Here is an 18901-nt window from a genome sequence, read left to right as displayed (position 1 = left end):
GCTGCATTCCTTCTTCCTGCATTACTACAGGACTCCCTGGGGGTAGGAACCCAGCACCTTGACCTCGGAGACACGCAGGCGCACCTCCTCGAGCAGCGCCGACACCCGCGGCTCCTCGACGTGGCCACAGAAGTCGATGAAGAACACATAGTTCCAGGCACCGGTGCGCGAGGGTCGCGTCTCCAGACGCGTCAAGTCGATCTGGTGGCGGTGGAACGGCTCGAGCAGGTCGTGCAAGGCACCCGGCTGGTTGCGGGTCGCCACCACCAGCGACGTCTTGTCGACCCCGGACATGGGCACGTCCTGGTTGCCGATGATCAGGAAGCGCGTGGAGTTGTCCGGGCGATCCTCGATCTTCTCCGCCACGTGGCTAAGGCCATACAGCTTGGCCGCCATGTCGCCGGCGATGGCCGCACTGTGCCACTCGCTCTTGACCAGCCTGGCCGCCTCGGCGTTGGACGACACCGGCACCCGCTCGGCGTGGGGGAAGTGGGCATCGAGCCATTTGCGACACTGGGCGAAGGACTGGGGATGCGAGTAGATACGCGACACCTTGTCCTTGAGGGTAGTGTCGGCCACCAGCAGGTGATGGTGGATGCGCAGCACCACCTCTCCGCTGATGCGCAGCCCCGAATCGATGAAGGAATCCAGGGTATGGTTGATCACGCCTTCGGTGGAGTTCTCCACCGGCACCACGCCGTAGTTCACCGCGCCGGCCTCGACCTCACGGAAGACCTCGTCGATGGCCGCCATGGGCAGGCTGATGGCGCTGTCGCCGAAGTGCTTGAGCGCAGCCTGCTGGGTAAAGGTGCCCTCGGGGCCGAGATAGGCCACCTTGATCGGCTGTTCCAGCGCCAGGCAGGCCGACATGATCTCGCGAAACAGCCGTGCCATTTCTTCGCTGTCCAGCGGCCCCTGGTTGAGCTCCATCACCCGGCGCAGCACCTGGGCCTCACGCTCGGGGCGATAGAACACCGCCTGGGGGTCGCTTGCGGTCTTGGTCTCCGCCACCTGGCGCGCACACTCGGCACGCTCGCTGATCAGGCGCAGGATCTCGGTGTCGATATGGTCGATGCGCTGACGCAGCGACGAGAGGTTCGGCTCTTGCGAATCACTCATGGGTTGTCTCCTTGTAACGCCCCGTGACCGGGCGTTGACGCATGGCTGGCGAAACCTGGCCCCGCCACCTCTTTACTGGGTGCGCCAGCTCTCGCACGAACCTCAGCCGCGCCGCTTCTCGAAATCGCCCATGAACGCCACCAGGGCGTCCACCGCGGCCTCAGGCACCGCGTTATAGAGGCTTGCGCGCATACCTCCGACGCTGCGATGGCCCTTGAGATTCAAAAGCCCCGCCGCTTCCGCCTCTTCCAGGAAGGCCTTATCCAGGGCGCTGTCGGCCAGCACGAAGGGCACGTTCATCTTCGAACGATTACGCACCGCGATGGGGTTGGAATAGAAGTCGCTGCGGTCGATGGCCTCGTAGAGCTTGGCCGCCTTGCGGTCATTGATCTCGGCCATCGCCTCGAGACCCCCGACGTCGCACTTGAGCCAGTCGAACACCAGGCCCGCCAGGTACCAGCTGTAGGTAGCCGGCGTGTTGATCATCGATCCTGCCTCGGCCAACTGACGATAACTGAACAATGACGGCATCTCGCTCACCGCCTGGTCGAGCAGATCATCACGCACGATCACCAGCACCAGACCGGCCGGCCCGATGTTCTTCTGGGCGCCAGCGTAGATCACACCGAAGCGCGAGACGTCCAGCGGCTCAGACAGGATGGTCGAGGAAAGATCCGCCACCAGCGGCACCTCGACCCCGTCGCCGCGCCGCGCCACGGGCACAAAGTCCAGTGCCAGACCACCGATGGTCTCGTTGGGGGTCACGTGGAGATAGGCGGCGTCGTCGGACAGCGCGATATCAGCCTGCTGCGGTGCTTCGACATGGCCATTCTCGGCGCTTGAGGCGGCAATGTGGGCGCTGCCGAATAGATGCCGCGCCTCCTTGATCGCCTTGTTGCCCCAGATACCGGTCTCGATGAAGTTGGCCCGGCCGCCGCGGCCAAGCAGGTTCATGGGCACCGCGGCAAACTGCTGGGTGGCACCACCCTGGGTGAACAGCACCCGATAGTTGTCGGGCACTGCGAGCAGTTCACGCAGGTCGGCCTCGGCGCGCTCGGCGATGGCCACGTACTCGCTGGAGCGGTGGCTCATCTCCATCACCGAGAGCCCACGGCCCTGATAGTCCAGCATCTCGCGCTGGGCACGTTCGAGTACTGCGGTAGGCAGCGCGGCGGGCCCCGCGCAGAAATTGTAGTGGCGTGTCATGGTGTCCTGGCGATTGATCGTCAAGGGCAGGCGTCCGGCGACGCCCGCCAGTCACTATATAGGTGGGCCACGGCGTCCATCGCGGACACCGTGGCACCCCGGATCAGTCGTTATTGTCGGTGTTGCTGTCGTCGGCCGCGCTGTCGTCGCCCGGTTCGGCGCTGCCACCCTCGGCGGCGTCATCTGCCGAGTTCTCGACGGCGTCCTCACTACCTTCTTCGCCCTCGGCATCGAGCTCGTCGTCGCCTTCAAGCTCCTGGATACGCACGGTCTTGACCAGCGCCTCGGCCTCGCCGAGGCGGATCAGGGTGACGCCCTGGGTGTTGCGCGAACTGATCGAGACTTCCTCGACCCGGGTGCGCACCAGGGTGCCGCGATCGGTGATCAGCATCATCTCGTCGCTGGAACAGACCTGCATCGCCGCCACCATGGCGCCATTGCGGGCGCTGGTCTGCATCGCGATCACGCCCTGGCCGCCACGACCGCGCAGCGGGAACTCCTCGAGACGGGTACGCTTGCCGTAGCCGTTTTCGCTGCCGGTGAGGATGTAGATCTGGCCGTCGTCACCGCTGGCGTCGACATCACCGGCCTCGCCACGCTCACCGCCCTCGGCGTCGGCATCGATCTCGAGGCTCTGCGGGATGATCAGGCTGATCACCTCGGCGCCATCGAGCAGCCGCATGCCGCGCACACCGCGCGCGGTACGGCCCATGGCACGGACCTGGGACTCCTCGAAGCGGATCGCCTTGCCGTTGGACGACAGCAGCATGGCGTGGTCGCTGCCGGAAGTAATGGCGGCGCCCACCAGGCGATCGCCCTCCTCCAGGTCGATGGCGATCAGGCCAACGCTGCGCGGACGCGAGAACTGCTCGAGGCTGGTGCGCTTGACCGTGCCCCGGGCGGTGGCAAAGAAGATATAGCAGTCCGGATCATAGTCCTTGACCGGCATGATGGCGTTGATCGACTCGCCTTCTTCCAGCGGCAGCAGGTTGACCAGCGGCTTGCCACGGGACCCGCGACTGGCCGCAGGCATCTCGTAGACCTTGAGCCAGTAGACCTTGCCGCGATTGGAGAACAGCAGCACGGTGTCGTGGGTCGAGGCCACCAACAGGTGCTCGATGACATCCTCATCCTTCATCGCGGTGGCCGACTTGCCACGACCACCACGACGCTGGGCCTGATAGTCCGACAACGGCTGGGTCTTGGCGTAACCCGAGCGGGACACCGTGACCACCATGTCTTCCTCGGCGATCAGGTCCTCGATGGACAGGTCCAGGTGGCTTGCCTGAATGTCGGTACGACGCTCGTCGGCGAACTGATCGCGCACCGCGATCAGCTCTTCGCGAATCACCTCGAGCAAGCGATCGGCGGAGGCCAGGATGGCCATCAGCTCAGCGATCTTCTCGAGGATCGACAGATACTCGTCGAGCAGCTTCTCGGTCTCGAGGCCGGTCAAGCGGTGCAGGCGCAGCTCGAGGATGGCCTGGGCCTGGGCCGGCGACAGACGGTACTCGCCTCCGGCCTGGTCCAGACCAAAGCCTTCTTCCAGGTCTTCGGGCTTGCACGAGGTGGCGCCGGCGCGCTCCAGCATGCCGGTGACCTGACCGGGCTGCCAGGACTTGGCCAACAGCTTTTCCTTGGCTTCGGCAGCATTCGGCGAGGCCTTGATCAGTTCGATCACCTCGTCGATGTTGGAGATCGCCACCGCCAGGCCTTCGAGGATGTGGCCGCGCTCACGCGCCTTCTTCAGCTCGAACAGGGTGCGCCGGGTGACCACCTCGCGACGGTGGCGAATGAAGGCCTCGAGCACCTGCTTGAGGTTCATGGTCTTCGGTTCGCCGTCTTCCAGCGCCACCATATTGATGCCGAAGACATTCTGCAGCTGGGTCTGGGCGAACAGGTTGTTCACCACCACCTCGCCGCTCTCGCCGCGCTTGACCTCGATCACCACCCGCAGACCGTCCTTGTCGGACTCGTCGCGCAGCTCGGCGATTCCCTCGATCTTCTTGTCCTTGACCAGCTCGGCGATCTTCTCGATCAGCCGCGCCTTGTTCACCTGGTAAGGCAGCTCGGTGACGATGATGTGGTCACGGCCGGACTTGTCGTCGTGTTCGATGGTGTGCTTGGCGCGAATATAGATGCGCCCGCGGCCGGTACGATAGGCCTCGAGAATGCCCGCGCGGCCGTTGATGATACCGCCGGTGGGGAAGTCGGGCCCCGGCACATGCTCCATCAGATCATCGACGCTCAGGGTGTAGTCGTCGACCAGCGCCAGGCAGGCGTTGATGATCTCGTTCATGTTGTGGGGCGGGATATTGGTCGCCATGCCCACGGCGATGCCCGAGGAGCCGTTGACCAGCAGGTTCGGCACCTTGGTCGGCAGCACGTCGGGGATCCGCTCGGTACCGTCGTAGTTGTCGACCCAGTCGACAGTATCCTTCTCGAGATCGGCCAGCAGCTCGTGGGCCAGGCGCGCCATGCGCACCTCGGTGTAACGCATGGCGGCGGCGTTGTCGCCGTCGATGGAGCCGAAGTTGCCCTGGCCATCGACCAGCACGTGGCGCATCGAGAAGTCCTGGGCCATACGCACGATGGTGTCGTACACCGCACTGTCGCCGTGGGGGTGGTACTTACCGATCACGTCACCCACCACACGGGCGGACTTCTTGTATGGCTTGTTCCAGTCGTTACCCAGCTCGTGCATCGCAAACAGCACACGCCGATGAACCGGCTTCAGGCCATCGCGCACGTCCGGCAGCGCTCGGCCGATGATCACGCTCATCGCGTAATCGAGGTACGACTGCTTCAGCTCGTCCTCGATATTGACTGGCAGAATCTCTCTGGCGATGTCACCCATGGGTCGTCAAGTCCTTTGCACAGCAACAGGTAGGCGCGTCACGCAGCCGTGACAAGGCGCACAAATACAGCGACCTAGCATACCACCCTTGGGGCCTTCCGCGCAGCGTCTGTCGTTGTGTGCGGCGCCTTGACCGCTGCCGTCATGACACCACCAGCGGCGCCAGGGCATCACGCAGCTCACCCTCGATCGCCACCGCACTGTTGCTGGCCACGTCCAGCAGCACGAAGGTCAACTCGGCGCGAGCCACCAGAGCTCCATCGCGGCGGCGCAGGATCTCGTGGCGCATCTTGGCGCTGCGCCCGCCCAGGGCCGACAGACGGGTGGAAATGTCCAGCTCGTCACCGGCCACCGCCGCCTGGCGATAGTCGATATTGAGATTGACCGCGACGAAAGCGACATCTCCCTTTCCCAGGCGAGACATCAGCGCCGGATGCTTGTCGAAATAGTCCCAGCGCCCTTCCTCCATGAACTCCAGGTAACGGGCGTGATTGACGTGGCCATAACCGTCCAGGTGGTAGCCACGAACCTTCAGCGAAGTGGTGCTGATAGCGTCTTCCATATCATTGCTCCTCATTTAAACTACTGTTTGATTCTGACCTCGAGCAGGCAAAGTGGCAACACTGTCACCAAAGAGGGACGGGCGCGGGCGACGCAGCCTGCTAGGCTTGCCGCAACCCTGTTCAATCGACCATTGCGATGGCTGGCAACTGGCACCCGAAGGGACCATTCGCCATAATGTGCCTCCTTTTTGACCCGAGAATTGCTCCATGTGGTTCAAGCACTTGCACCTCTACCGTCTGCACGACGCCAGCACCCTGGACAGCGAGCAGCTGGAGACGGCCCTCGCCGAACAGGCTTTCCGCCCGCTCGGTGGCACCGAAGCCCGCCGCATCGGCTGGACGACGCCTGCCGGACGGGGTAGCGATCGCTATCTCCACGAGCTGCAGGGCCAGCGCCTGATGACCGCCCTGCGCCAGGAGCGCATCCTGCCCGCTTCGGTGGTCCGCGAAGAAGTCGACGAGCGCGTCGAGGTCATCGAGACCCAGGAAAGCCGCAAGCTACGCCGCCAGGAAAAGCAGGCAATCAAGGAGCAGGTCTACGAGGAACTGTTGCCCAGGGCCTTCGTACGCAGCCAGAAGACTGACCTCTGGTGGGATACCCGGCGAAACTTGATCGCCGTCAACAGCTCCAGCCGAAAGCGCGCCGAAGAGCTGCTGGATCTGTTGCGCGAGTCCCTGGGAAGCCTCAAGGTAACGCCGCTCTCGGCCCAGACACTGCCGATTCGCGCCATGACCACCTGGCTCAACGACGCCTCCTCGCGCCCCGCCGACATGCTGCTCGGCGACCAGGTCGAACTCAAGGCCAAGGGCGACGACGGCGTGCTCAAGGCACGTCAGGTGGACCTCGACGGCGACGACATTCAGCAACTGCTCGAAAGCGGCCGACAGGCCAGCAAGCTGGCGCTGGGCATGGAGGGGCGCCTGCGTTTCGTGCTCCACGACGACCTGGCGGTCAAGTCACTGGCCTTCGATGACGCCCTGATCGACGAAGCCAACCAGGCAGATGACGGCGACGATGCCGTGCTGCGCATGGAAACCGACTTCATTCTGATGGCCCAGACCCTGGGTGAAAGCGTCGACCGCCTGATCGACTGGCTGGGCGGCGAAGCCCAGAGTTCTTCTGTTTCGGCTACTGACCTCACTGCGACGACACCATGACTTCGACATCCGATGCCCCGCAGGATCCCTGGCACGATATTCGCCCCTATCAGGACGACGAGGTGGCGACGACCCTGACTCGCCTGGCAGAGGACCCGGAGCTGTTGAGCGCCCTGACCCGCTACCGGCTGCCGCGCCTTTCCCGCATGATGCCCCGCCTGTCACGCACGCTGGCCAGCTGGGCGATCAAGCGCGAGACCCGCGACGTCACCAGCGTGACGGCGTTTCAGCAACGCATCGCGGCCTACATGCAGCGCATGCTGAAGACCTCCACCGACGACTTTCGCGTCGACGGCCTCGATCGTCTGGACCCCGATACCGCCTACCTGTTTATCGGCAACCATCGCGATATCTCGCTGGATCCGGCCTTCGTCAACTATGCGCTGTACCTCGCCGGCCGCAACACCGTGCGCATTGCCATCGGTGACAACCTGCTCAAGAAGCCCTACGTCACCGATCTGATGCGGCTCAACAAGAGCTTCATCGTGCCGCGCAGTGCTCGCGGCAAGCGCGCCATGCTGCAGGCCTACCACAAGCTGTCGAGCTACATCCGCCACTCCATTCAGGACGACAATCACTCGATCTGGATGGCCCAGCGCGAAGGCCGGGCCAAGGACGGCATCGATCGTACCGACCCCGCGATCATCAAGATGATGACCATGGCCCACCGTGCCGACAACCGTCATGCGCCGCTCGGGGAAGGCATTGAAGCCCTGCGCCTGGTACCGGTATCGATCAGCTACGAGTACGATCCCTGCGACGTGCAGAAGGCCAGGGAGCTGAAAGCCGTCAGTGAAGACGGCAGCTACAACAAGAGCGAGTTCGAGGACATCAGCTCCATCGTCGCCGGCATCACCGGCCACAAGGGGCGTGTTCATCTGCGCTTCGGCACGCCGATCGATCGCAGCTTCGATACGCCGGAAGCGGTCGCTGCCGAGATCGACCGCCAGGTGCTGAGCGGCTATCACCTCTTTCCCAGCCACCATCTGGCGCTGGAGGCCCTGGGCAGCCATCCTGAGCTGGTAGACCTGTCCGAGGTGTCAGAGGCCGACCGCGATCGGTTCGCGCAACGGCTTTCCGAAGTCCCGGAAGACCTCAGATCCTGGTGGCTGGCCCAGTACGCCAACCCTGTCATCAACTGCGCGCGGAGCGAGCCTTCGTCGTGAGCCAGAAAAGCCAGCCGGGGCGCTCCAGACACGCCTTTGCCTGGACGGCCCAGGGCGTCACCCTGATCGGCGCCGGCGTGGACCTTGTCGTCGGCGTGCTCAAACTGGTGACCGGTGTGATCGTCGGGTCGGCTGCCCTGATTGCCGACGGCATCCACTCCTTTTCGGATATCGTCACCGACGCCTTCGTGCTGGCGGCCACCCACTACGGCCGCCAGGAACCCGACCGCGACCATCCCTACGGCCACGGCCGAATCGAGACCCTGGCGACACTGTGGCTCGGCAGTGTGCTGATCTTCGTCGCTGGTGCCATCGCCTGGTCGAGTGTCGAGCGCCTGCTCGATCGGTCTTCGAGCGCCGCACCCGGCCTCGTTGCCATCGCCGTGGCCGTGGTCTCGCTGCTGGCCAAAGAGGCGATCTACCACTACACCTTGCGCGCCGCCCGCCGCTTCGACTCACCGCTGCTCGAGGCCAACGCCTGGCACTCGCGTACCGATGCCATGTCCACCCTGGTGGTGCTGGTCGGCCTGGTGGCGGGGCAGTTCGGCGTCGGCTGGATGGACGCGGTGGCCGCCATCGTGGTCGGTCTGATGGTGGGTTGGGTCGGCGGACGGCTGATGTGGCAGTCTTCGCGGGAGCTGATCGACACCGCCCTGCCGGTCGAAGAGCAGCGTGCGATGCGCCGACTGGCGGAGTCGGTCCCGGGCGTCAAGAGCGTGCACGATCTGCGCACCCGCCAGCTCGGAAGCGACGTCGTGCTCGATCTGCATATCGTGGTCGCTCCCAGGGTCACGGTGTCCGAAGCCCACGAGATCGGTAATGCGGTCAGTCGACAACTACGCGAAGCGCACACCCGCCTGAAGGATGTCACCTTCCACATCGACCCCGAGGACGACGAAGGACAGACCGAACACAGCCTGCGCCCGGGCTTGCCGCTGCGCGAGGAGATCGAGCAACTGCTGGATGAACGCTGGTCGCATCAGCGTGCCTGGCAACACCGTACGGCGCTGAATCTGCACTATTTGGATGACCGCATCGACATTTCGTTGTACGTTGACTCTGATATCCATCATGGGGATCTCGATGACTTGGCTCATCAATTGTGCCGAGACCTCGACACCCTGCCCTGGGTAGGCCAACTGAAGCTGTGGCAAGGGCCCGGCAAGGCCTGACCTCCGCCCGGCTTGGAACTCGCCATGAGCCCAGATGCCGTCTTGTCTCGCCCGTCTCGCCGCCGCCCCCCTTCCTGGCTCGCCTGGGGGTCTGCGAGCCTGTTGGGCGCCTTCCTGGCGCTGGCACCCGCACCGGTGGACGCGACGCTCGACCATGCGCGGATGCGCGCGGCCATGAGCGCCGAGTACGGCAGTCAGGGGGTAAGAGCCCTGGACGAATGGCTCAACCTGATCGATCGCCTGAGAGGCGCCGACCTTCGTACTCAGCTGCGCGACGTCAACGACTTCTTCAATCGCAAGATGCAGTGGCTCGAGGATCGCACCATCTGGCGCCAGAGCGACTACTGGGCTACTCCCATCGAATCGCTGGGACGCGGCGCAGGCGACTGCGAGGACTACTCCATCGCCAAGTACGTGACCCTCAAGGAGCTCGGCATTCCCATCAGCAAGTTGCGCATGATCTATGTGCGTGCTCGACTGGGACGTAGCCAGATCACCCAGGCCCATATGGTGCTCGGCTACTACGAGACGCCAGGCGCCGAGCCCCTGATTCTCGACAACATTGCCGCCGGCATTTCCCGTGCCAGCCTGCGCACCGATCTGGACCCGCTATTCAGCTTCAACAGCAGTGGCCTGTGGGCGGGTGGCACCACCCAATCGCGGGCGGATCCTCTGGCGCGCCTGTCGCGCTGGCGAAACGCGCTGGATCGCATGCGCCAACAGGGAATCCAGTGACATCATGCCAATCCTTCATCTAGAGACGCCGCCATGTCGTTGATCAAACAACTCTGGCTCGCCATCATTGCCATCCTGCTGATTGCCCTGATCGGCAGCCTGGTGGTGGCCGTATCGGGCAGCCGCGCCTACATCGAACAGGAAATACTGATCAAGAACGCGGACAACGCCAATGCCCTGGCGCTGAGCATGAGCCAGATGCCTGACAAGGATGAAGTGACGCTGGAGCTTTTGATCTCGGCGCAGTTCGACACCGGCCACTACCGCAAGATCCAGCTGCTGGACACCCAGGACAGACCGATCATTCGTCGCGTCTCTTCAGCCCCCGAGGATACCGGCGTGCCGGGATGGTTCCGTGAGCTGGTCGCCTTCGAGGTCCCCGCCGGCACTGCGGTCATCCAGGATGGCTGGCAGCAGCTTGGCACCTTGCAACTCGAAAGCGCACATGGCTTCGCCTACCAGTCGCTGTGGCAGAGCACCCTGCGCATGGCCGCCTGGTTCGTGGCAGCAGGTGCCCTCAGCCTGCTGATTGCCTACCTGCTGGTGCGCCAGATCCGCACCCCGCTGAAGACCCTGACGCGCCAGGCCAACGATATCGGCCAGCGTCGCTTCACCGTCGCCCCGCTGCCCCGCACACTGGAACTGCGCGAAGTATCCGACGCCATGAACCGGCTGTCGGAAAGCGTGCGCGAGATGCTCCAGCGCGAGAGCGAGCAGATCGACCGGCTTCGCCGCCAGTTGCTGCATGACACGGTGACCGGGGCCTTGACCCGGGAAGCCTTTATCGACCGCCTCAACTACAGCCTCGAGCAACAGGGTGAATCCAGCTACGGCGTGGTGGCGATGATCCGCGCCACCGACCTGGCCGCGCTCAACGAACGCCGCGGCCACTTGCACACCAACGGCGTGCTCAGCGACCTTTGCCAACGCCTGACCGCCATCGCCGAGGCCCATGGCGAAGGCTATGTGGGTCGCCTCAACGGCAGTGACTTCGCCCTGATGCTGTGCGGCAACGTCGACGAAAGCTGGGCCCGCGAACGGCTGGACGACAATCTGTCGACCCTGGCCGCACAGAACGCTCCGGTACTGCGGCTCCCCGCTGCCCTGGCGGTCTACCACCACGGCCAGGAGCGCACCACCCTGATGGCCGCACTGGATGGCGCCCTGTCGCTGGCCGAGAGCCGTCCTGGACAGGCGATCGAGTCCTGCCACAACGTGGAACAGGAGACGCTCTACCGTAGCCGCGCCGAGTGGCGCTCATCGCTGGTCGAGGCGATGGAGCACGGCGTGCTGCTGGGGCAGTATCCGGTGCTGGATCGGCGCGGACAGTTGCTGCATCACGAGGCCCCTGCACGGCTAAACATCAAGGGCGAATGGCGTCAGGCGGGTGTCTTCATGCCCTGGATCGCCCGTCTGCGCCTCCACGACAGCCTGGATATCAAGGTGATCGATGCCGCCCTCGACACCATCCATCACCACCGGCAGCCGCTGGGCATCAACCTGTCCCATGCAGCGATTACCCAGCCGAATGTCGTGATCGCCCTGCAACAACGCCTCAGCGCCCGCCCGGACTCGGCCCCCTTCCTGTGGATCGAGGTGCCGGAGTCGATCGCCCGAAGCGATCTCGAGAGCTTCCGATATCTGTGTCAGTCGCTGGCCCCCTTCGGCTGTCATCTGGGCATGGAACACGTCGGTGCGGCCTTCCGCCAGCTGGGAGATCTGCAGGATCTTGGGCTGTCCTACATCAAGATCGACGCCACCCTGTGTCGTGGCGTGTCGGAGCGGCCGGAGCAGCAGACCATTCTCAGGGGCATGGCGACCCTGTGCCATTCGCTGGCGATCCAGGCCATCGCCGAGGGCATCGACGAGGATCGCGATATCGACACCCTGTTCGAGCTGGGCCTGGACGGTGTCACCGGCCCTGCTGTGTCCGCCAGGATGGAAACCGACAGGCACTCGTGAGCGTCGATGACATGAGGGGTACACAACAAAGGGCCACCCGAAGGTGGCCCTTTGTCTTGCCCAAGTCGACGCATGCGACTTGAGAGGTGCAGATGCTCAGCGCTTAGATGAGGGGGTCGTCGTCCCCTACCAGATCCACATCATTGTAGCGACGACGCAATGACTGGCGGTCCATGATCTTGCGGCGGGCCGCGTCAGGCAGATCGGTGAAGCTGATCACGCCCTTGTCCATCAGCAGATCAAGCACGTCCTCGAGCACCCGCACAAAGGCCAGGTCGGAGGCATGGAACTGGGACTGTTCGTTGCGCTCGTTACCGTCTGACAGGAAGAACAACAGCTCCTGATCATCCGGCGCCATGAATTCGTCGCAGGTCGCTGTAGGCTCCCGGCTGACACAGACAAGCTTTCCTTCCCCGTCACGCTGGACGTACATGTCACGTTCTCCGCAATCTTTGTTGGTCGAGCATATATCAAGTTTCCCTTGATCAGTAGCCCTCGGCGTTTACCGCCGAGGGCCTTGCCCGTTTCGCGCTATACGTCTGGACCGAGCGCTTGCCTACACATCCAGCTGGCCCTGGTTGAGCAACTGCGTCAGGAAATCATCGGGGCTTGGGGCCGCGTTGGCCACGCCTTCCAGGGTAATGACCTGATCAGCGTTGCCATTGTCGTCCGCCAGATTTCCGTCACTCTTGACGTACAGCACAATATCATCCCCTTCCTGTTCGGCGTGGATATAGTCATTCAGTGACTGCTGGTCGTCGTCCTTGTCGTAGCCTTGCAGCAACTCGCTGAGATCCAGCACATCGGCCTCTGGGTCCTGGCTGGCGTCGACACCGGCAGGCGCGACGTGGAAGTCGGTGATGACGTCGTCGGCGGGATCTCCGACCACTCCCTCATCACCCAGCACCCAGGCGAAGGTATCCGCACCGAGTCCTCCGGCCAGGGTGTCGTCGCCGGCACCACCGAGCAGCAGGTCATCGCCTTCCTCACCATATAGCGTGTCGCTACCACCGCCGCCGATCAGGGTGTCGTCACCGTCACCGCCCTTGAGGGTGTCGGCGCCGCCATCCTTGCGCTCGGTGTCCAGGAGTTCGCGATAATGATCACGAATATAGTTCAGCACCTCATCCTTGCCAGGCGCCTCACCCGAAGGCTTTCCGGCAATAGGCGGCTCACCGGTTTCAGCCAGGCTGCCGTCATCCTGCAGGCGCACATCCGAAGTCCCCCATGTCAGGAACTCGTAGAGGCCCTGGTAGCCAAGACCGTCATGCTCACCGGCGTCGAAGCGCTCACCGGTATCGCCATTGACCCAGCTCAAATGGTCACTATTGACGGTATCTCCGAATATCAGGTCATCACGAGAAGTCCCGTCGATGGTGTCACTTCCCAGCGTCTGGAGACCGGTAAAGGTATCACTGCCATCCAGCACCGCGTTCAGCTCATCGGCCGAATTGACGATATTGACTTCGCCCTTCTTGGCCTCGCTGGTTCCAAGGTTGACGTAAATGTCGGAAATAGCGAGTGCAGTATTGGAGACATCAGCATTGGTCACGCCAAACTCGAGGCGGTAAGTCCCGGCCTCCTTGAGCAAGGAAGTCCCTTCCAGCGCCCAGTTAGATGTGCTTGAGGCAAGCGTTTCTGTTTCCACATCGACCCAGTCGCCGGAGCCATCAAGACGCTGCAGCGTAAAGCGCGCACTCTCACCGGCACGGTAGGTGGAGTTGGCATAGACAAACTGAATCTGGGCGTAGTTGCTGAATCCATCGAGGACAAAACTATCGCTCGTTGCCACTGCTTCGCCAGGTACGCTCCCCGTTTCCAGACGAAGATAGTCCACCCTGCCGGAAGTCGCCTCGCTGAGATTACCAGTCGCGACCCCGGAGTACGTCCAGGAATCTTCGACGTCATCGAGAAGATGAGACGCCTTGCCATCGGGGCTATCGAAGTCCGCCAGGCGATACTGGAGTGCCACCTCTCCGGACACCACCGGGATGTCGCTTTGCTCAACCACATTGGTGTTGTCAAACAGCCTCAACAACTCTTCATTGATGCCATTGCCAATGCCGATCGCCTTGACCTGGCTGATATCGGACAGACCTTCGTAGGCCTCCAGAGCACGGGTCACGTCTATTTGGTTAGTGGTCCCTCCCGAACTGGTACTTGTCCCATAGACGGTAGGATTGCCATCGGTCACGAAGTAGCTGACATTCTCATAGTCATTGTCCTGATTGAGGAACCAGCTACGTGTGGCGTCGAATGCCACCTCGTAATTGGTGGCACCAGTGGCGTTAAGATCATTGACGTAGTCGATCAGTTGCTGAACCTCATTGGGGTTCAGTCCGAGATCGTTGACATCTTCCAGGTCGGCATCAAACGCAAAGGGAATGATCGCAATATTGACAACCCCTTCGTACTCGGCCAACTGATTGATCAGTCTTTCGATGGCCTCCTTGGCCACCGAAATGCGCGTGCTTCCGTCCTCCACCTTGCCTGACTTCATGCTTCCGGAGACATCCAGCATGATCGCGACGTTATAGTTGGTCGCCGGCTCTATCTCCGTGTAGATACCGCCCTTGTCACCAACGATCACATCGTCACCGGAAGACCCGGTATGAGTATCACCGTCGTTGGTACCGACAAAGAGCTGCGACGGAGGCGCTCCCGAGACAACGAGGGAGCCCGCGACGCTGTCGCCATCACCATCGGTGCCGGTCAAGGCAAGCTCAACATCGAAGCCCGAGCTGCTGTCACCGAGACGATAGTCCATATCACCCAGGGTAAAGGGCGTATTGCTACCGCCCACCACCTCGATACCCTCAAACCCGCCATCCGGACTGAGTTCAAACGACCATCCATCCTTCATGCCATCCAGGATCAGGCGGCCTGCCCCGTCGACGCTGATGGATACCGCGTTGGTAACATCGGTGCCGGTCTGATCGAGAATGCGGACATCATCGGCCGTCAGACGAATATCGTTGTCTACCGTCTGGCTGGGAGATCCAGAACCCGGAACATCACTTGCGTAGTTGAAAGCAGCTACCGTCACTACGGCAGAGGCATCAACACCCTCCACATGGATGGTCTGGGTTACCTCGGACACCCCTTCATGCCCCTGCCAGCTTGGCTCTCCGGTACCGGAAAAGGTCAGGCTGTCGAGGAAGCTGATGCGGATGACCTCGTTAAGCTCGATACCGGGACTTGCACCACCGAAGACGCCGAGTGTGCCGTCCAGCGGCACCATGCCAACGCCATTGGGCGTCGAGTAGAGAACGTCGTTGTCACCCTCATCGTCCTGGTAGTTAATACCGTGGTACTGCACGACACCATCGAGACTCAGATCCGAAATATCGGCGCGCTCGACTCGAGTAGTGCTGACCTCGCCAGCGGCAACCTCGATGCTGTAGCTGTCGCCTGCCGGGTCCAGCGTTACGCTGAAGCCGACGGTGCCATCTGCGGTCACCGCCTCAAGTTGGTGGCCATCGCCAGACAACTGGTAGCTCAGCGGCTCGCCATTGAAATACAGCGTATTGCCATCGCTATCCGTCGCAGCCTGCCCCTGCTGGTCGGCAAAGGTCACGTCCTTGACGCCATCGGCCCCGGAGACAGCCGCAAAGTTCAACTGTCCGCTCTGGCCGCCGGCTAGATCGACAGAATCGGCCGTGAAGGCCTCCGGGCTGTCGTCGTTGACTAGCACCTGCAACTGACCACTGGCCGGGCTGCCATCGGAATCGACGATGGTGTAGCCGACATTGAACGTCAGAGAGTCCTCCGTACCCTGCTCACCATGGTCCAGCGGCTGGTGCAGTGTCACCTTGTAGGCGCCGTTCGCCACCCCGGTCAGGGCAACGGTCAACACCAGTGCGTTGGAGGCGTCACGCCCCGTGACCGTGCGGCCGTCGTCGCTCAACGTGTAGGACACCGCCTGGCCACTGGCCGTTACCGTGGGCAGACCATCAAGACTCCAGCTGAAGGCGTTTGAGCTCGCCGCCCCATCGTTGCCAAAGGAATAGCCAAGTGTCCCGGTGACGACGGTCGCCTCACCAGCCGCATCACCCGGGCCACCGGCATTGCCACCCGACAGGCCATCTTCGTCCACGCGAGCGACACCATTGGCGGCCTCCGGCGTGGAGTCAGCCGCCACATTGACAGTCAAGGTGGCGTTGCTGGTGTCGCCGTCGGCATCGACGATGGTGTAGTCGATGACCGCGGCGCCCTCGAAGCCCGCCGCCGGAGTGAAGGTCACCTCACCGCTGTCGCTATCGATGGTTACCCTGCCAGCACTCTCGTAGCCCGACGCCATGCTCGCCGACACCAGAGTGGCGCCATCGGCTCCGCCCTCGTCGTTGGCCAGTACGTCGACGGTGACCTCAGTGTCCTCGGCGGTGCTCACCGCATCATCGACCGCTGTTGGCACGTCATCGACAATATTGATGCTGATGCTGGCAGTCGAGCTATTGCCGTGGGCATCGGTCACGGTATAGCTGAACACGTCCTGGCCATTCAGGGTGTTCGGACCGTTATCCGCCTCGGCGCCGGTCACGGCGGTATCGAGGGTATAGGTGTAGGACCCATTCTCCTCGATGACCAGAGTGCCGTAGCTGCCGCGCAGGGTCGTGGCGGTGAACGTCAGTGCGTCGCCCTGGGCATCGCTTGCCTGAAGCTGGCCTTCCGCCACTTCGCTATTGCTGGCGGCATCGCTGCCCGTGACAAGCCCGGCCTCGCTGACGGTAGCCGCGGTGGCATTGGCCGTAGGCGAGCCGTCATTCACCACAAACTTGATGTTGGCCTGGCTGGTATCACCGTCGGCGTCCCTGATGGTGTAGCGCACCACCTCTTCATAACTGCCATTGGCGTCGGCGGTGTAGGTGTAACTGCCGTCGGCGTTCCAGCTGAGCTGACCACGCATCCCGCTGGTATCGACGGAGATGACCGTGGCCCCGTCCGCACCCTGGACGTCATTGGCCAGCATTCCATTGCCCGCTGTGGTGGTCAACGAGGTACCGGACTGCAGCGCGGCGGGGGTGTCATTGACGGCCTGAGGCACGTCATCGATGACATCGACGGTAATGGTGCCGGTGGCAGAATTGCCGTGGCTGTCGGTCACCGTATAGACAAAGCTCTCGGCGTCATCGACGGGGTTATCCGACGAGTTGACCGGTTTAGTCAGGGTGTAGGTGAAGGAACCATCGGCGCGGATGTCGATCTCGCCATAGCTGCCCTTGATGGTCTCCGCCTTGAAGGTCAAGTCGTCGCCCTGGGCATCGGTCGCCACCAATTGCCCTTTCACTTGCTCTGAATTGGTCGCCGACTGGGAACCCTCGTCAAGCCCGGCCTCGTTGACCTGCACGTTGGTCGGCTGGGTCGTCGGCGTACCGTTTTCGACATTGATGGTCAGGGTGGCCTGACTGGTATCACCGTCGGCGTCGGTGATGGTGTAGTTGACCACCTCGGTGTAGCTGGCGTTGTCCTTGGCCGTATAGTCAAAGCTGCCATCGGCGTTCCACGTCAGGGAACCCTGCAGGGAAGACTCGTCGACGAAGGTCACGGTGGCGCCGTCGGCGCCCTGGGTGTCATTGGCCAGCAGACCAACATCGGCACCCTTGCTGATCACCTGCGAAGACTGCACGCCATCGAGCTGATCATTCACCGCCTCCGGCGCGTCATCGACCACCGAAACCTTGACGGTAGCCGTCGCACTATCCCCATCAGCCTGGCTCGCCACCACACTCACGCCCTCGATAGACAGTGAGTTCTTCAGCGTCGCTGCCACCTCATGGGGCAGACTGTCACTCAGCGTGGCCGTGACACTGACATCACCACTGTTCTGAGCCGCCACCGAGGCCGGCGCCTGCAGGCTCAGGGTCAGCACCAGGTCGTCGCTGCCAGCGAGTCGAGCCTCCAGTTCACCCTCGTCGTTTGCGCTCCAGACCAAGGACTCACCAGCCGCCAGACCCTGGACGCTGATGCCGGTGACGCTGTCATCAGCACCGATATTGCCAAAGCCGAAGTTCACCAGGCTGTCGCTACCCGCGTTAAACGTCAGTACGCCACTGTCCTGATCCGCAGAGACTCCGGTGTCGGCGTCCTGCAGTGTCAGATCCAGCGCCTCGGTAGTAGCATCATCGTCGCCTTCCTTGATGCTGACACTCGGGCCGGTGCCGTCGGTGATGGTGACGGTATGGCTATCGGTGGCGGTATCGCCATCGCTGTCTTCGGTGGTGATGGTGAAGTCGATCGACGGATTGCCGGTGCTGTTCTGCACCTGGTTGTCGTTGGCCTCGAAGGTCCAGTTGCCGTCGCCAGTGACGGTTAGCGTGCCTTCATCAAGATTGAAGGTCACGGTATTGGTAGCACCGTCGCCCAGCGGCTTGGTTTCACCTGCCGCTGTCACACTGACGGTGGCGCCATCGGCACCGGCGTCGGTGGTCCAGGTGCCGTCTACACTCTCGCCTTCGACCACGGTCTCGGCGGTATCGGCAATCTCGAGGGTCGGCTGATCGTCGGCCACGCTGACCGAGACACCCGCTTCGGTACTGGTACCGTCGGTGTCGGTGCCGACCACACTGATGCCCGTGATCGACAGGCTATCGGCGTCGACCGCGTGGGCCAGGCTCTCGGCCAGGGTCGCGGTCACGGTGACCACCTGCTGAGTGCCGGCAGCGATCGGGTTATTCGCGTCAACCGCCGGACTCAGCGTCAGGGTCAGGACGGCGTCACCGCCGGCCTCGGTGCGCCCTTCTAGCTCACCGGCGTTGTTTGTGCGCCAGATCAGCTCGCCATCCAGGCCGGTGACCTGAATACCGTCGGTGTCACCAAAACCGATCGAGGTGATGGCGTCGCTACCGGCGGTAAAGGTCAGGCTGGCTACATCGGTATCCGAGGCGGTGCCTTCGGTGTCGGCATCCTGCAGGGAAACGGACGCATTGCTGCTGGCCGGATCGCTGCCGGTGACCGAAACACTCG

General features: G+C 62.8%; 11 protein-coding genes. 5 read left to right on the top strand and 6 right to left on the bottom strand.

The window, feature by feature from the left end; all coding sequences use genetic code 11:
• Positions 1-24: 24 nt before the first annotated feature.
• The 4 genes from pheA to RBB39_RS04155 form a co-directional block, all read right to left on the bottom strand.
• A complete protein-coding gene (pheA, locus tag RBB39_RS04170; RefSeq protein WP_045994814.1) occupies positions 25-1119 on the bottom strand; it encodes a prephenate dehydratase in 1095 nt (364 codons plus the stop codon).
• A 102-nt stretch (positions 1120-1221) separates the two neighbouring features.
• On the bottom strand, positions 1222-2325 hold the full coding sequence (gene serC, locus RBB39_RS04165) for a 3-phosphoserine/phosphohydroxythreonine transaminase (protein WP_306168841.1): 1104 nt from the start codon (positions 2323-2325) through the stop codon (positions 1222-1224).
• A gap of 103 nt (positions 2326-2428) precedes the next feature.
• Complete coding sequence (gene gyrA, locus RBB39_RS04160) at positions 2429-5182, bottom strand: DNA gyrase subunit A (RefSeq protein ID WP_222569874.1); 2754 nt, start codon at positions 5180-5182, stop codon at positions 2429-2431.
• Positions 5183-5324: 142 nt separating this feature from the next.
• The gene (locus RBB39_RS04155) at positions 5325-5744 is read right to left on the bottom strand and encodes a thioesterase family protein (RefSeq protein WP_108133793.1); all 420 of its coding nucleotides are present in this window, start codon (positions 5742-5744) and stop codon (positions 5325-5327) included.
• A 208-nt stretch (positions 5745-5952) separates the two neighbouring features.
• Between RBB39_RS04155 and RBB39_RS04150 the strand changes: the two genes are divergently transcribed.
• From RBB39_RS04150 to RBB39_RS04130, 5 genes are read left to right on the top strand one after another with little or no spacing between them, the layout of a single operon-like run.
• Entirely contained in the window at positions 5953-6903 is a 951-nt protein-coding gene (locus tag RBB39_RS04150) for a recombination-associated protein RdgC (protein WP_108133792.1), read from the top strand.
• Entirely contained in the window at positions 6900-8069 is a 1170-nt protein-coding gene (locus tag RBB39_RS04145) for a 1-acyl-sn-glycerol-3-phosphate acyltransferase (RefSeq protein ID WP_045994810.1), read from the top strand. Before RBB39_RS04150 ends, RBB39_RS04145 begins: the two co-directional genes overlap by 4 nt.
• Positions 8066-9241, top strand: a complete 1176-nt coding sequence (locus tag RBB39_RS04140; RefSeq protein ID WP_108133790.1) for a cation diffusion facilitator family transporter — start codon at positions 8066-8068, stop codon at positions 9239-9241. The genes RBB39_RS04145 and RBB39_RS04140 overlap by 4 nt, the downstream gene beginning before the upstream one ends.
• A gap of 24 nt (positions 9242-9265) precedes the next feature.
• Positions 9266-9976 carry a transglutaminase-like cysteine peptidase gene (locus tag RBB39_RS04135; protein WP_213230663.1) on the top strand — a complete coding sequence of 237 codons (711 nt, stop codon included), beginning with the start codon at positions 9266-9268 and terminating at the stop codon, positions 9974-9976.
• A 33-nt stretch (positions 9977-10009) separates the two neighbouring features.
• The gene (locus RBB39_RS04130; RefSeq protein WP_287164447.1) at positions 10010-11938 is read left to right on the top strand and encodes a LapD/MoxY N-terminal periplasmic domain-containing protein; all 1929 of its coding nucleotides are present in this window, start codon (positions 10010-10012) and stop codon (positions 11936-11938) included.
• 103 nt (positions 11939-12041) lie between these two features.
• On the opposite strand, the gene RBB39_RS04125 is transcribed toward RBB39_RS04130, so the two are convergent.
• Both RBB39_RS04125 and RBB39_RS04120 read right to left on the bottom strand, forming a co-directional pair.
• On the bottom strand, positions 12042-12371 hold the full coding sequence (locus RBB39_RS04125; protein WP_045994806.1) for a hypothetical protein: 330 nt from the start codon (positions 12369-12371) through the stop codon (positions 12042-12044).
• Between the two features lie 123 nt (positions 12372-12494).
• The coding region (locus tag RBB39_RS04120; protein WP_306168840.1) for an Ig-like domain-containing protein at positions 12495-18901 on the bottom strand (6407 nt) is incomplete at its 5' end.

The sequence above is a fragment of the Halomonas sp. MMSF_3323 genome, assembly GCF_030733595.1.
GTDB classification, from domain to species: Bacteria; Pseudomonadota; Gammaproteobacteria; order Pseudomonadales; family Halomonadaceae; genus Halomonas; species Halomonas litopenaei.
The sequence above is the reverse complement of the archived record's forward strand: the minus strand, read 5'-3'. Positions and strand labels throughout refer to the sequence as shown.

What these genes read in the sequence shown, in the direction of transcription:
- RBB39_RS04130 (WP_287164447.1), top strand. Translation starts at nt 10,010, where the DNA reads ATGTCGTTGATCAAACAACTCTGGCTCGCCATCATTGCCATCCTGCTG.
- RBB39_RS04135 (WP_213230663.1), top strand. Translation starts at nt 9,266, where the DNA reads ATGAGCCCAGATGCCGTCTTGTCTCGCCCGTCTCGCCGCCGCCCCCCT.
- gyrA (WP_222569874.1), bottom strand. Translation starts at nt 5,182, where the DNA reads ATGGGTGACATCGCCAGAGAGATTCTGCCAGTCAATATCGAGGACGAG.
- serC (WP_306168841.1), bottom strand. Translation starts at nt 2,325, where the DNA reads ATGACACGCCACTACAATTTCTGCGCGGGGCCCGCCGCGCTGCCTACC.
- RBB39_RS04150 (WP_108133792.1), top strand. Translation starts at nt 5,953, where the DNA reads ATGTGGTTCAAGCACTTGCACCTCTACCGTCTGCACGACGCCAGCACC.
- pheA (WP_045994814.1), bottom strand. Translation starts at nt 1,119, where the DNA reads ATGAGTGATTCGCAAGAGCCGAACCTCTCGTCGCTGCGTCAGCGCATC.
- RBB39_RS04145 (WP_045994810.1), top strand. Translation starts at nt 6,900, where the DNA reads ATGACTTCGACATCCGATGCCCCGCAGGATCCCTGGCACGATATTCGC.
- RBB39_RS04155 (WP_108133793.1), bottom strand. Translation starts at nt 5,744, where the DNA reads ATGGAAGACGCTATCAGCACCACTTCGCTGAAGGTTCGTGGCTACCAC.
- RBB39_RS04125 (WP_045994806.1), bottom strand. Translation starts at nt 12,371, where the DNA reads ATGTACGTCCAGCGTGACGGGGAAGGAAAGCTTGTCTGTGTCAGCCGG.